The sequence below is a fragment of the Thermostilla marina genome, from assembly GCF_054657455.1.
Window position 1 is genome coordinate 3,410,317 of record NZ_BAAHYR010000001.1, and the last position, 14,537, is coordinate 3,424,853.

At 59.2% G+C, this 14,537-nt stretch carries 5 protein-coding genes; 2 read left to right on the forward strand and 3 right to left on the reverse strand.

The window, feature by feature from the left end:
* The first annotated feature begins 167 nt into the window (after positions 1 to 167).
* A complete protein-coding gene (locus ACYQ2I_RS12505) occupies positions 168 to 1,052 on the forward strand; it encodes a sugar phosphate isomerase/epimerase family protein (protein WP_460167354.1) in 885 nt (294 codons plus the stop codon).
* 100 nt (positions 1,053 to 1,152) lie between these two features.
* Here the strand turns inward: ACYQ2I_RS12505 and ACYQ2I_RS12510 are convergent, their stop codons facing one another.
* A complete protein-coding gene (locus ACYQ2I_RS12510; protein ID WP_460167355.1) occupies positions 1,153 to 2,307 on the reverse strand; it encodes a cysteine desulfurase family protein in 1,155 nt (384 codons plus the stop codon).
* A gap of 180 nt (positions 2,308 to 2,487) precedes the next feature.
* Here ACYQ2I_RS12510 and ACYQ2I_RS12515 point away from each other — a divergent pair, with 180 nt between their 5' ends.
* Entirely contained in the window at positions 2,488 to 3,603 is a 1,116-nt protein-coding gene (locus ACYQ2I_RS12515) for a DUF1570 domain-containing protein (protein ID WP_460167356.1), read from the forward strand.
* 63 nt (positions 3,604 to 3,666) lie between these two features.
* On the opposite strand, the gene ACYQ2I_RS12520 is transcribed toward ACYQ2I_RS12515, so the two are convergent.
* Positions 3,667 to 10,923 (reverse strand): hypothetical protein, encoded by a 7,257-nt coding sequence (locus ACYQ2I_RS12520; RefSeq protein WP_460167357.1) that lies wholly within the window; start codon positions 10,921 to 10,923, stop codon positions 3,667 to 3,669.
* Between the two features lie 223 nt (positions 10,924 to 11,146).
* A complete protein-coding gene (locus ACYQ2I_RS12525) occupies positions 11,147 to 14,311 on the reverse strand; it encodes a hypothetical protein (RefSeq protein ID WP_460167358.1) in 3,165 nt (1,054 codons plus the stop codon).
* Between the last annotated feature and the right edge of the window lie 226 nt (positions 14,312 to 14,537).

Here is a 14,537-nt window from a genome sequence, read left to right on the forward strand (position 1 = left end):
GTCGTCGATGTCAAGCTGGTCGTCGCTTCGCTTTACCGCAAATTGACGTGAGCCGTCGCGGTAACCAGAATAAGGCTACGCAGCAAGGACTGGGCTCGCGTCCTTCCTTTGCATCGCGTGTCGATGTGACTTCATCTGCAAAACAAACAACAACAGGAGAGGTATCGATGACGCTGACCCGTCGTGAATTGTTGGCCGGCAGTGCGGCCATTTCTGCGCTGGCGTTGACCAGGTCGGTTTCCGCGCAACCGGCTCCGGAACCGAAACCCGGGGCCCAATTGAAATTATCGAGCCAATTGGGCGTCATCCCCGGCGGCAGCCTCGAAGAAAAGCTCGCCAAGATGAAGGCGTGGGGCTTCGATGCGGTGGAACTTCCCGGCGATGTCGCCGCCAAAGGCGAAACGTACAAGAAAGCTGCCGATAACGCAGGCTTGAAGATCAGCGCCGTGTGTTGGGGTTCGTGCGGCGGCAAGCTGGTCTCGGAAGACGAAAGCAAACGTCTCGACGGCATCAAGCAACTCAAGGAAACGTTGGCCGCAGCGGGCGAAGTCGGTTCGACCGGAGTAATCTTCGTCCCCGCTTTCAACGGACAGACGAAATTGACCAATCAAGAAATCCGAAAAGTCCTGCTCGACATCATGCCCGAGATCGGCGAATACGCCGTTCAGGTGAAGTCGCGCGTGCTCTTCGAACCGCTCAACCGGCGCGAAGCGTTCTTCCTGCGGCAGTTGGCCGACGCCGCCGCAATTTGCCGCGACATCAACAGCCCCGGTGTGTGCATGATGGGCGACTTCTACCACATGTACATCGAGGAAACCAGCGACTACGCGGCCTTCATCGCGGCCGGCGATTACCTCCACCACGTGCATCTGGCTTCCCGCACACGCAAGTTGCCGGGCCAAGACGACCGCTCGTTCATCGGCGGTTTCCGCGGGTTGAAGTTCATCGGTTATCAGGACTATTGCAGCTTCGAGTGCGGCGTTCTCGGTGATCGCGAGGTCGAAATTCCCAAGTCGATGGCCTTCTTGCGGCAACAGTGGGAACAAGCCTGACGCCGAAGCCGCCCGCTTGTTTCGGCTGATCGACAACACCCTTGTTGTCCACGAACGCGGAGATCGACGATCTCCGCGTTTTTTCGTTGGGTAGAGCTTCTTACTTCAGCCGGCCGACAACGCGGGCGATTCGATCGACGGCATCGTCGATCATGTCTTCAGACGTTTCGCGTCCGAAGCTGAATCGCACGGAACCACGAACTTCCTCTTTTGCCAATTGCATCGCGGCCAGCGTGGCCGAGGCTTCGGCGGCCCCGCTGGCACACGCCGAACCGACCGAGCAAGAGATACCGGCCAGGTCGAACGCCGCAAACAACACTTGGGCGTCCAACCCGGGAAACGCCACATTCACCGTTTGCGGCAAGCGTGGAGCGGTCTCTCCGTGCACGATCGCCGCAGGAACACGTTGTTTCAATCCGGTCTCGAATCGCTCCCGCAGCTTCGTCAGGCGGGCCTGTTCGCTCTCGAGTTCGCCCATCGCCAGCTCGAGAGCCTTTTCCATGCCCACCGCCAAAGCGACGCTTTCGGTCCCCGGCCGCAGGCCCCACTGTTGTTCACCACCGAACAATCGGGGCGTCATCGGAACATCCGCGCGAACAAGCAACGCCCCGACACCGACCGGCCCATGAAACTTGTGTGCGGCGATGCTCATTGCGTCGACCCCCAGGTCCGCAAATCGGACGGGCACCTTTCCGACCGCCTGCACTGCGTCGGTGTGGCAAGCAATTCCGTGCCGACGGCAGACCTCGGCGATTTGTCGAACAGGCTGGATCGTGCCGATCTCGTGGTTCGCGACCATCACACTGACGAGTCGCGTGTCGGGCTTGAGGAACACTTCCAACCGATCGAGATCAACGACACCTTGCGGTGTGACGCTCAAGGTATCGAAACGCCCTCCCAAATCCAGGATGTGCTCGGCAGCCCGCAAAACACTCGGATGCTCGATCGCCGAAACGACAACGTGGACGTCTCGCCACACCGCCCGCGCCGAGGCAATTCCCAACACGGCCAGGTTGTTCGACTCGGTACCACCGCTGGTAAAGATCAATCGATCCGGTTGCGTGCCGCGAACGGATCCGCCTAACAGTTCGACGATATGCTCGCGGGCCTCTTGAAGTCGGCGTTCCGCTCTTCGCCCCAACTCGTGCTGACTTGCCGGATTGCCGAATTCCGACTTCCAGCACGCAATCATCGCCTCGACCACCTCGGGCCGAATGGGTGTTGTCGCGTTGTAATCGAAATTGAGTCGTTTCATACTTTCATTATGACCTTCCGGCAGTACCCCGCCACAGGCCACCCCCGCCTCCTTCCGCATTTCCCTCCCCACCCGCAAATCGACGGCGCGCGCGTCCGATAAGGTACAGTTTCTTTAGGGAGAGAACCACAAGTTTTCCCGACAACCGCGAAACCGGCAAGACCGAAAACCGGACAGCTTATGCATCGTCGTCTTCGAGAACAAGTGGGCTTGCTCCTCCGTTGGGGCGTTGCCGTCTTGGGAACGCTGGCCGCCGCCGCTACGGCCGCTGCATTGGAGCCCGAACTCGGCATGTTTCGATTGACCATCTCAGGCACGACGATCGAGGGATCACCGCTCGCGATCGGAACCGATACGGTCTGCCTCTTGACGCGGGACGGCAAACTGTGGAATCTCCCGCGAGCGGCCGCCGACTCGTGGCAACAAGTAGGCGATCATTTTCGGCCCTACGCGCCTTCTGAATTTCGGGCGGAATTGCTTCGCGAATTGGGAAACGATTACGAGGTCAGCGGAACGACGCACTATCTCATCGCCCATCCAAGGGGCGAGGAAGACCGCTGGGCGGCGAGATTCGAAGAACTCTATCGGAACTTCGTACGCTATTTCGGCGTGCGAGGCTTCTCGCCCAAAACGCCACCCTACCCGTTGGTCGGTGTGGTATGCCGCGACCGAGACGAATTCCTCCGCGTGTCGCAGCAGAGCGGCCAAACGGTTTCCGCCAACGTGCTGGGTTATTACGATCGGCTGAGCAACCGCATCCTCATTTACGATCTTGCGGGCTCGCTCGGCGGCTCGCGTGCGGCGTCGATCAACGACGCCGTGATCCTCCACGAAGCCACCCACCAAATGGCCTTCAACACCGGCCTACACGAACGCACCGGGGAAACACCTCTCTGGCTGGCCGAGGGGCTGGCCACGATGTTCGAAGCGGAGGGGGTTCACGATTCCTCCTCGCATCCTTCTCTTTCCGACCGTATCAATCCCCGGCGACTGGCCGAGTTTCGTTCGCTTCTGCGCAAACGCCACACGGCAGATGTGATTCGTTATACGGTGGGTAGTGACGCCATCTTCCGAGATCACGTCGACCTTGCATATCCTGAAAGCTGGGCCTTGGTATTCTACTTGACCGAAAAGCACCCGCGTGAATTCGCTCGTTATCTCCGCATTACGGCTTCTCGACCGGCATTCCGAAAATACGAGACCTCCGCCCGACTACACGATTTCTCACGGTGTTTCGGCAACGACTTCGACATGCTCAATGCCCGATTCTTGCGATTTGTCGACTCATTGCCGTAGAACAGCCCCCGAGGGCGTTGCTTCGTTACCGGTGCAGAATCCCTCGAGACCTCGAACAACGGCTCAATGATTCGTCGAAGCCGCCGGTTCCTGACGCACGATGATCGGCACCACCGAGTCGTTACTCTCCGCCGAGCGCCACCGCGACCGGATCAGGGTAAACACCGAGAAGAAAACGATTCCCCACCCGAGAATGCTCGGCTCAAGCCAAAGCCACCACGCCAAGCCCAACATCGTTCCCAGAGCATGAGGAAATCGCCTCGCCAGCGAATCCAGTTGTCTTCCGAACAAGACAATCGTTGCTAGCATTACCAGCACAAGTATCCCAGCCACAACGGATGCCTGAGAGGACGCGACCAGCATTACCTCTTGTCGCACATCGCACAGAACGGGCTCGCCGCCTACGGTTCTCACAATGACGGCATCGGCGGCTCGTGCCGCCCGTTTGGCAATCGCCAAGCGTCTTGAGCATTCAGGATTGCCGGCGAACGGCAAAAGCTCGCCCCCGGAAGCTTCATCTTCTTTGGTGACTTCCTTACGCAACTCCTCAATGCGAGACGCAACTGTCCATTCCGGAAGGTTCGATGCTTTAAGCAATCGATCGCGTTCCAGTTCGTCGAGCACTTGCCGGCAATGTTGTCTCAGCTCGTCGACGTAATCTCGCTCGGCCCCCGTTTTACGCAAGACCGCCACGGCATCCGCCAGACGCGCCAAATTTGCTTCGATCACGTCGATCTCACGGCGTCCGGAAGCCGAAATCGACATGCCGGTGTCGCCGACCAGGTACACCGTAGCGGCAATCGGATCGGACAAATGAAACGACGGGACAGCGCATCGTCCCCGCACCGACAGATCCTCGGCGGCACCCGGTTTGTTTCCGTCTAGGTCTCCGCGATAGATCAAGTCGACCACGAGGAAATGACGCGGCGCAACCGACGGTATTGCCCACAAACCGTTTCCCGCGGGCACAGGTGTAACCGCCTCCCCGTTTGCCCACGCTCCCAACAAGACCACATCATGGGGCAGCTCGACCAATAGTTCGCCTTCATCGCCGGGAATCAACCGCGCCCGCGCTACTGCACGAAATCGGCTGCTTCCCTTCAAAAAGCAGGCCACCTCCATGTCGACTCCGCGTGTTACGCTGGGAACGGTCGCCTGCCATACTTCCTGCCGGGAATCCGGCGGCAATTCGTATAGAATTCCCGCAACATCGAGACGGTATCGTTTCAACTCCTCGGAGGTTAGATTTCGCCCCGCAATGTTCAGTGAGGCAAGGCGACGCGTCGTCTCGTCGGCGTTCGTTTCGACGGCGACTCGATAGGCGAGCAACCGTCCGCCCGCGGGTATCAGATTGACGAGGTCCGACAAGGCCCCCGATCCGTCTGCCACTTCGACGGCAAACCGAGCTTGCGAAATGACCGGAAACATCGGGCGTAAAACGATCGAATCAGGTTCGGGCCCCTGCTCGATCTCCCAGGATTCCGGCTCGACTTTCCAGTCGGGCTGATCTATATCGGCGGCTCGAATACCGTCAATCAGGATGGAATCCACGATTCCATCCTTGACCTCCAGGTCGAACCAGACGGTAATCCGTCCGTCCGCGTGAATCACGGCCGTCTCGGTATATTCGAACCGTGGCCGATTCTCTTCGACCCGCAAAGCCGGTCCGACCCGAGGTGATTTCGCATCCCATGCGGCAACGATACGACAATCGTTTGGAATATCGGCATCCGATATTACGAGTCTGTCTTCCGAGGCAAAATCACCGATGTGCAAGAACTGCAATCGCGCCGACGACCGACGGGCCACCGTCAATCGGTAGCCTGTGGACTCTCCGTCTTCGGCGTAAATCAGGGGGAGCTCTACCGATGCTTGCTCGTCTACATGCAAAAGACCGCGTATTTCCACGGTGTCGATGGGGGCGCCCGGAGCCCCACCGAAAACCGTCACCTTGCCGGTGTCCGATCGTGCCCAACGCAACGGACGGACAGTCTTCTCATCCTCGGTTTGAACGTCAAGGATTGTTACGTTGCTCGGTACGACAATCCGACACGAGTCCATATGATCGATCGGCTCGGAAAACCGAATCAAATAGCGATACTCGATCGCGTCGGGATCGACGATCGCCGTCAGCGATTCACGGAATTGCCGTGGCGGTGTGTACGGTGTCAGCCGGACACTCCAATGAGCCGTACTCCGCGTCAAGTCAACGACTTCATCCGGTACCGACGTCGCATCTCTCCACTCTGCAGCAAAACTCGACACGGTCAACGGCCTTGTATCTCCCGTCACCGACGACACGTGCCGAATCTCCGGCGAATAGGACACCGCCAGCCAACGGCGGGTCAGATCACCCTCGGGCAACAAGATCAACGGTACCGTCATTTGCCCAAAACCTTGGGCATCTTGCCACGCAAAAGAGGCGGCTAAATCGACTCGATCGGTCACCTCCTCCTCGAACACGAATCGTACGACACGGTTCTTGGCCGCAACATCCGCAGTCTCGATACGAACGCCCGATTGAACCGATTCCAGTAATGCCAACCGCGGATCGGTCAACACGACGAACTCAGACACCTTGCCGCGGATCACCCGTAGATTCCAGCGCACATCGACGCGAACATTCCCCGGCACAAGGTGCAACCACATTAGCTGTCGAACGTCGATCACCGGGCCTTCGGCCGCAGCTGCTTGAGTCGTACGCCACCGGATACGGAGCCGGTCGGCGTTTCCCAAACTTACAATCCACTGAAGGGCTTCTTCATCAAATTGTGCTTCACCCAGTGACGATGGAAACTCGATCACCGGCGAGTCGGAAGGAACATCCAGTGTCAGTACGGCGAAAGGCGCTCGTGGTATGGGAATATCACAATCGGTCGCGGTAATCCCTCGTTGCAACACCGGCGAAAAGACGGCATCCACACGATATGTTCCTGCTCGCGCGATGTGAAAGCGCAGTTCTCCCTCCGCTTCGGACCACTCGACCTCGAGAGGTGCACCGTCCAACAGCACTTGCTGCGGATCCAGCGGCGAGGTCGTCGAACCGGCCGCCAGGACAACGTCCGTTTCGTCCTGAGGGACATAAATCACCCATCGCGCATACACGTGATCCAGCTGATACACGTCGGGCCCCAAACCGCGACGTAACGCTCCTCGATACTCGGCACGCGTGACCAGAACTCGATTCCATTGTTGAATCGGCGGCGACGCGGCGCGGTGGAGTAGTTGATACAGTGTTTCCGGCACCTGCACTTCACCGGTCGGCTTACCGTCCGCTCCGATAGGCACGATGACCCGTTGTGCCGAATCCTTCAAGCCGCCGCCCTGCTCCGCCTGTACCGACCCGCTAGCCATCGCTGCCGTTGCCAGTAGGGCCAGAAAACTTTTCAATACGATGGACGACTTGACGCTTTCCAAATTCGCAGGCGACTGGAGATCAACCTTAACGGTTTTCGCACGCACCGCTTGCAGCCACGCAGCCCCCCACGCCGCCAAGATCCCCAACAACATCCCCGACAACGGTACAGTTGCGATGGGAGGCACGATGCACCCGACTGCTGCCGTCAACAATGCGGCAGCAATCAATACTCGCGAATGTCTTCCCAGCAACCACCAGAAAAAAGCGAACGCAAACAAGAACGCAATCCAACGTCCCGCCTGCCACGCCGCATCATCAACCACAAGAATTTCCGCCGGATCGTCCCGCATCGGCACAGGAACGATTGTCCAGCCCTGCGGCGTGCTTCCCGCATGATCCGTCACCGCATCAAACGGCTCGTAGCGTTCCGTCCCCGGCAGTCGACACCACGTGTCGACACGCACCAACTCGACTGGAAAGACACCGTCAACGCTTCCACGGAAAAGCGGCGTCTCGGCATTAACGTCGATCTCCGTAATCGGACCATCGCTGCGCAAGACCCGACCATTGACATACGGCAATCGTTCTCGCGCGGTGAGAATCGTGCGATCGTCGAGAACGATCATCACCAAGCCCGCACGGCGGAACAACCTATCGACACGGAGTAATGCTTCGCCAGCCGCCGGGGCTGCAGGCAGAGAACTCTTCCGGCCCTTCACATCGTCGATTGCCACAGGAGTCGACGCATCAATACCGTGCGAGGCCAACGCATCTACATCGATCAACACGGGCACGGCAGCGCGACCGGGCTCCGGTACACTTACGGGAAAAGTGAGCAATGCCCCCCACGTCAGCTCGCGACCGGTCGTTCCGCCCACGTTTTCCAATGTTTCAGCAGCAGCCAGCCTTCCTTCAAGCCGCGAATCGATCAATTCTGCCCAACGGCGGGCCTGTTCGAACACGAGCCGCCGATTCGACACGGGCACAGCACGCTCGGCCTGGGCGGCGTTTCCGTCACGCACTCGCGTCCACACTTCCTCCGGCAGAAACGGTTTGTGGTCTTCTTCTCGAACCAACGGCCCGAACAACCTCGGCAACCATCGCTTAGGCGGGGATCCCCAGCGGGCATACTCGTCTCGACTCAACCCTCGATATCCCGGAGGCAAGAGCACCTCCCACGTCGATTGCAACACGTCGAAAGACGGTTTAGGCGCAACCCGCCGCACGTGCGCAAATGGAATCACGGGTTTACCGAACACCCGATATTCAATTACCAAGCTCTTCTCAGGTATCGTGTCGGGTAGGTTCACCAACAACTGCGGTTCACCTTGTTGCTCGGCAATTCTCCAAACCGCAGGGGCTCCCCCCACCAAGACGCGATCGATGAACATCCGCACGTCGGAGCGCGCATCACGGCCCGCAGAGCGGGTCGTTTGTTCATCAAATTCATCGAATAAGAGCACCCCCTTCGGCAACTTCCACGTCGGCGTGGCTGGCAGGTCCTGATGCAGAAGATAGGCCAGCCGATGGTAAGCCGTTCCCGAACTGGTCACTCGTGTACGATGACGCTCTTGCCACGCCCAAAGCTTCGGCGCCGCATCTTGCATCAATCCTTGCACCTGCAAGAGCGGCTTCGTTTTGCCCTGCTTACCTGTGTCGCGGTACGAGACGACGTACCGATAGCCCGGTTCCTCAACGGGTGCCGCATCGACACGCTCCAGGCCTCGACAGACGATCCGCGGAAGAACACCGTGTTCGGCGAACACGTGAACTTGTAGCGTCTCGACGGCCGCATCGAGCACTTCGAGTATCGGCAGTGCCTCCATCGCCCCCGAAGCGCGACTGCGCAATCGAATCTCGAACGGGTCAACCGTAGGACGCGGCAATCGAACGGTTCGCACGCTTCCGGTACCGGTCAGCGTCAGCGGGGCAAATCGCGTCCGAATCGGGTCATCGGAACGATGCCACGCTAATTCGACCTTCCCCAACCGGCCCCAATCGTCGCACGCGATTTGCAACGACGCAATCGGATCTTTTGCGGTCACAGCGAAACGATATTCCAATTGCGCCCCTTGCTTTTGCAATAACCAACGAACGGTTCGCGCAACATCGAATCTTGCTGCGCGTCGTCGAAACACCAGCATCGGCAACGCCGAAGGACGCCTCGCGTCGAAAATCCATGAATGGGAATCACCGGTTCCTGTAGTCCCAGAAACCGTTCCCGATAGTTCCTCACCGTCGGCGGAAACTTCAGCTTCCGAGGTAATCGTCACTCCGGTGTCGGCTCCCGTCCAGTCCAGTTGCGACTCGAGGGAGGGCCCGCAAGCTATCTGCAGGACTCGCCGGTCCGGAGCTTTTTTAGCCAACTTCAGCGGCAGCAACACCTTCAACGGCAATACGACAGCATGCCGGTCATATCCCGATTCAGGGCCGTCTCCAGATTGTAAAACACGGATAGACGCCCTAGCCGATATCCGAAGTGTCACCGGACGACTCGGGCCCACCGGAGACGCCAAGACGATCTCCAATCGCCCCGCGTCATTTTCGCCTTCCGCCTGAAAACTCCAATCCCGAACCGTCTCGCTGTCTTCTCCGTCGACTTGTTCCACACGCCATCCCGGCTGAACGGACAGCATCAACGAAAAAGCGTTGCCGTCGGTCGCCAACACTCGCAATTGCGTCTCGGATACGACTTCCTCCTCGCCCAACGAAGCCGAGGTCGTCTCCTCGAATCGCAAAGCAACCTCCGCAAGACGGGTCGTCCACACCAACTCGGCATCGGGATCGAACAACCCAAATTCAAACATTTCGCCCGGCTGCTCGCCCGGCGAAACTCCGGCATCGAGCAATCTCGCCCCTTGATATTCGAGATCCGTCGTCGTCAAGGGACGGCGTACCAGAACGCCTGCCTCTCCCGATTCCCAGAAAGCGTTTTCCACAACCACCCGAGGCAACCGAATCTCCCGTGACCACGGTGTGACCGCCTTCACCTGAATGTTGCGAGACGTGCCGACAAGCGGTCGCGTCAATTGCAGATCAATGACCTCCCACTCGTCCTGCCCGATTCCCTGTTCGGCAGCGGATGATTCGGTTGAGGAGACCGATGTATTCTCCTCTGAATCGGTTCTGCCCACCGCGTTTTGGGATGCCGGCGTCACCTCGTCGGTCGCATGGCTCCACGAAACCTCCGCCCCGTCGACCGACACGGAAACGATTTGCAGATCCCGTTCGACACGCAATCGACAACGGTCGAGCGGCTGGTCCAACACGTCGACGGAAAAACGCAGAACCGCATCCACGCCGCGCGGCGACACGTCGTAGAGACGCTGTTCGCGAACAGCGATAGACGTTCGAGACTTCGTGCTCAACGGCGTTTTCAAAATGCGAAGAACCAACCGTCCATCGGCCGGCAAACCGATTTGGTACGAGACAGCTTCCGGGCCGCCCGATTTTCGGCGTTCTATCACGACTCCGTCATCGACAATCGGCTTGACGTCCGGCGGAAGCTCCAGGATCAACGATCCGGCTGCACACGGGGGAAATTGCAAATCGAACCGTAACGTTCCGTCCAAGTCATGCCGTCCGCGTGAAGTCCACGTAAAGTCGATTCGCCCGGAACCATCGACAAGCGTCCCCACTGTCCCGTCGTCCAGACAACCAAACGTCAGCGGCGACGTCACGTCGTCGTGACGATACGCGGCATCCAACGCGATCGTAGGATTGCCCAACGCCAAAAACGTTTCCCGCGTCCCCCAACAAGCAATCTCCCAAAAGGAGTTACGTCCCCGCAAACTCTCGCCTTCAAGACGTGCGGAGTACTCCGCGTACACGATCGCCGCCTTCGGCAGCCGGGCGAGCAACCGCGCTGCACGGCTCCGGCGGACCAATCGTTCGAACTCGTCGAGGGCAATCGGCAGATAGGGAAGGTCTTCTCGCGCCTTGTCGAGGTACTCTTCGGGCACAAGAACACGACGAAATCGGACGACGTTTTCGGTCGACGGCGCCGCTTCAAGAATGGTTCCGGGGGGCGATTTTGACGTTGTCGGCGACGTTTGCGCAAGAGTGATCGACACCTGCCATAATGCGCAAAGAAGCCACGCACAACCGAGCAGGACCGTACAACACACTCGCCTCGATTTCCAAGCCGCGTACAGCCTCATTTAGTATGCAATACTCATTCGATGCTTATCGCGAAGATGTCATCGTCAAGTCGATCGGCGGTCCCGCTCCGATCATCGTTTCTGTCGACCCTCGTTCGACGACGGCCGTTGTGTCGGGAACCATGTACACGCGTGTCCGTCGCGTCAGACCCCTCCTCAGCAGAAAGCCCAACAATACCATTCCCGCTCCTAGGCTTCCCGCTTGCGACGTCAAAAACGCCATCGCCGGCGAAAGGAAAACTAATGCCCCACAGGCAGTCGCCAATACCATCAATGTTGCGGGACGGCGCATCATCGGCACGTAGATCAACGTCAATCCGAGTAACAACACGACGAGAGAGGCACCACCAACAATCCACGTCCGTCTCAGGATCCAGACGTCCATACCCGCCGGTTGCTGCAATCCGCCGAACAGGTAGCGGCTGGCCTCGCGGTCACCCGGCGTACCGACGGCCGCACAGCCGATCCAATCGGCAAGTTCCTGTTCCGTCAACGTAGGAATGCGGCCCCAATAGCCGCGTGCCCATCCCCAACGATATTCGGGCGTCATCGTTCCGAAGTTCGTAATGATGTGCTCATCGCCGGGAATGGCAATCCGCCAATAGACACGTCGCACGTAGGCATTCGGTCCGATCTGAGGCAGCGCCAACCGTGATCGTCCCCAGCGCGATGCAGGCCGCGGTCCCGAATACCAAATTTCCAGCAAGTACGAGCGGGGTTCACCGTTTTCGGCGTGTCGCGCTGCGTGCAACGGCACCATCAACAATCCGCCTACGGAAGCTTCAACCTGCACCGGTCGGCCGTCCAGGAAAACTTGGGCCGTTTCCAGTGAGGCCTCGGAAGGCAAGCGGACTTCCAAGCTCGCCTGACGTGTCGTTATCCGGTACACGACACGGTCCTGCCGCACCGACCGATCCATCCACGTTTCGATCAAGGCCCGATCGACGATGACCGAATCGACGCCGGCGGCATCCCACAACCGAACCGAAACCTTGGCCGATGCGACCGATTCCAACGTCGTCAAGGTCGTCGTACAGATTCCGTCGGCGCCGACCTTCGACGGCAAGGTGACTTCCCAAGGTACTTCGCAAGCCGGAATGTCTATTCCGGCAGGCGAGGTGATCGTCAACGTTTGACCGGCCGGTGTCCCGTCCAGCGGACGCACAAGGTCGATCGTCCACGGCGCGGATGCACGGCGAGATGTTTCGGGTGGGGCCAAAGGATAGCGAAAAACTACTTCCATACGGCCCAGCAAGGGCTGCGACAGTGGAATCCGCCGCACCACCCAACCGGCCCTTGCCGACGGTTCGTCCGCAGCGTCCCGCAATAAGCTGACCGCCTCTCCGTTGATAGAAACGGCAAGGTCCCGTGATGCGGCCAAAGCCTCGGGCAACTCCACAGCCAGTGCTTTGTCACGCGGAACGTAAGCAATGTCGTACCGAATACGCTCCTCGACCAAGGCCTTATCGTGCGACAAATCGACCTCGGCGGCCACTTCCGTGACGATTTTCTGGCGATGGACCACGATATTCGCCGCGAAAACCGCTTGCGGACCTTCCAACCGATACGTCAATCCCGCCGGTTTGCCTTGGGACGCATTCCATGCCGCGATTCCGGACAAACGAACCAATCCTTTCACCTTGTCCGGATCGGGAGTCAATTCGATATTGTCCGCAGGCACGACCGACAAGCGTCCATCGTTGACCGCCGCATCCCGAAGCTGCGGCAAAGCTACCGTCAACTCGCCGCTGCTGTGTTCGCGATGGGCTCGGATGCTAAGTTCCAGTTCCCCGCTTGCTCGTTCCAGCAAGGGCACAGTGACCACACCGCCGCCGTCGGCCTGCACGCCTTCTGCCGCCACCAAATTGATGGGCCCCAAGTCATCCAGCACCCAGTCTCCGATCTCGATCTCGATCGACGTGGCCGGGGCGCCTCGAACGTCCAACTTCAACGTGCCGCTCAACGTGGACTGGTCGGCAGATACGTCGAGCCGGTAATCGGGAGTCACCGTAATGCGTGTCGCCCGTGGCAACACGCGAGCCGTCAAAGAATACGGTTGACCAAAATACTCGAACCCGGCGACGAGTTCCTCTTCCTGCTGCCAATTCGGTAGTTCTTCGACCTGACGCACACCTTGACTCGGCCCCCAAACCAGCAGCCGATCACCGACGACCATAACGCCGACGAATCCGGACTGGCGTATCGCTTCGGGAACTTCGAATCCGGCCAGTTCGATCCACCCGCCCGTCTCCATCAACGATTCCGTGCGTCGCGCCGCCAGCCGCACTTCCACCGGCCCGAGCGTCGGCTCCGGCAGGCGGACTTCGACAACGCGTCGTTCCGGCGTCGAAACGTCTTTGTCCGAGCCGGATTTTTCCGATACGACCTCCAAATCGTACTGCGTCGAGGTAATCGGGATCAGGTCCGCTTGTTCGGGTAACCGAACTCGAAAACGATCGAAAGGCCCTCCGTAGCTGCGGGCAATCAAGCGTGTTTCATAATCAACGGCTGTCGAGCCGACTTTAACCACCGTCTCGGCCGTCGCATCGAGCACCGGACGAGTACTTGCGGATTCTTGCTTCGGCGCCCGCCATACCAGCTCGAAGCCTTCTCCCACACCGGCCACTTCGAACGTCGTCCCTTCCTCGCCGGTCGTCGATCGCACCATCGACGATCCTTGCGTCACCGTGCCGGTTGCGTCGCGTTCAGGGACGGTCAAATGCAACGTGCTGGTCGTCGCGTTGGGCACACTCAATCGCAGACGATTCTCGTCTCCCACCCGCACAACACGCGCCCACGCCTCGATGCGCAATGTGTGCCGACTTCCCGCGTCGTCTTCGTCGTCCCCGTTCGCCCCGTCATTGCGGTAATAAAGGACGTAGCCCGTCCCTGCCGCATCCGGCAACAGTAACACCTCCCCGGGGCCCGACGACTCCGGTTCTTGTCGAACGACAATCTGATCCAAACGCAGCGGAATCCGTACCGCGGGGCTGTCGGTTACTCGAAACTCAATCGCAATCGTCAACTCGGCTCGGTCGTCGATCACTCGGCCGTCGATGTCCACGGATTCGATTGCGTACGGCGGCGGCCGATCGGCGGCTTCCACGCCATTTTTCAATTTGACCAATTCTTCGAGCTGCTCCATCGTCCACCCAAGCAACAGCTTGAGCGAACCATCTTTGTCGAGCACATAGAGAAGATCAGGTTTAGCCTCTGCGACTACCGGAAAAGCTGCCTCCGGGACGGACTCTTCGACTGATTCCGCTTCTTCTGCCGGTGACGCGGGCTCGTCTTGTGCCAAAGTTCGCACAGGAAGTTGGTCTGCCGCCTGTTCCGCGCGCACTCCCGGATACACCGAGAAAGCAACGGCAACGAATGCCAAAACAAGGCACACTCGCCGGAAATGTGCAGCAATA

What these genes read in the sequence shown, in the direction of transcription:
- ACYQ2I_RS12505 (WP_460167354.1), top strand. Translation starts at nt 168, where the DNA reads ATGACGCTGACCCGTCGTGAATTGTTGGCCGGCAGTGCGGCCATTTCT.
- ACYQ2I_RS12510 (WP_460167355.1), bottom strand. Translation starts at nt 2,307, where the DNA reads ATGAAACGACTCAATTTCGATTACAACGCGACAACACCCATTCGGCCC.
- ACYQ2I_RS12515 (WP_460167356.1), top strand. Translation starts at nt 2,488, where the DNA reads ATGCATCGTCGTCTTCGAGAACAAGTGGGCTTGCTCCTCCGTTGGGGC.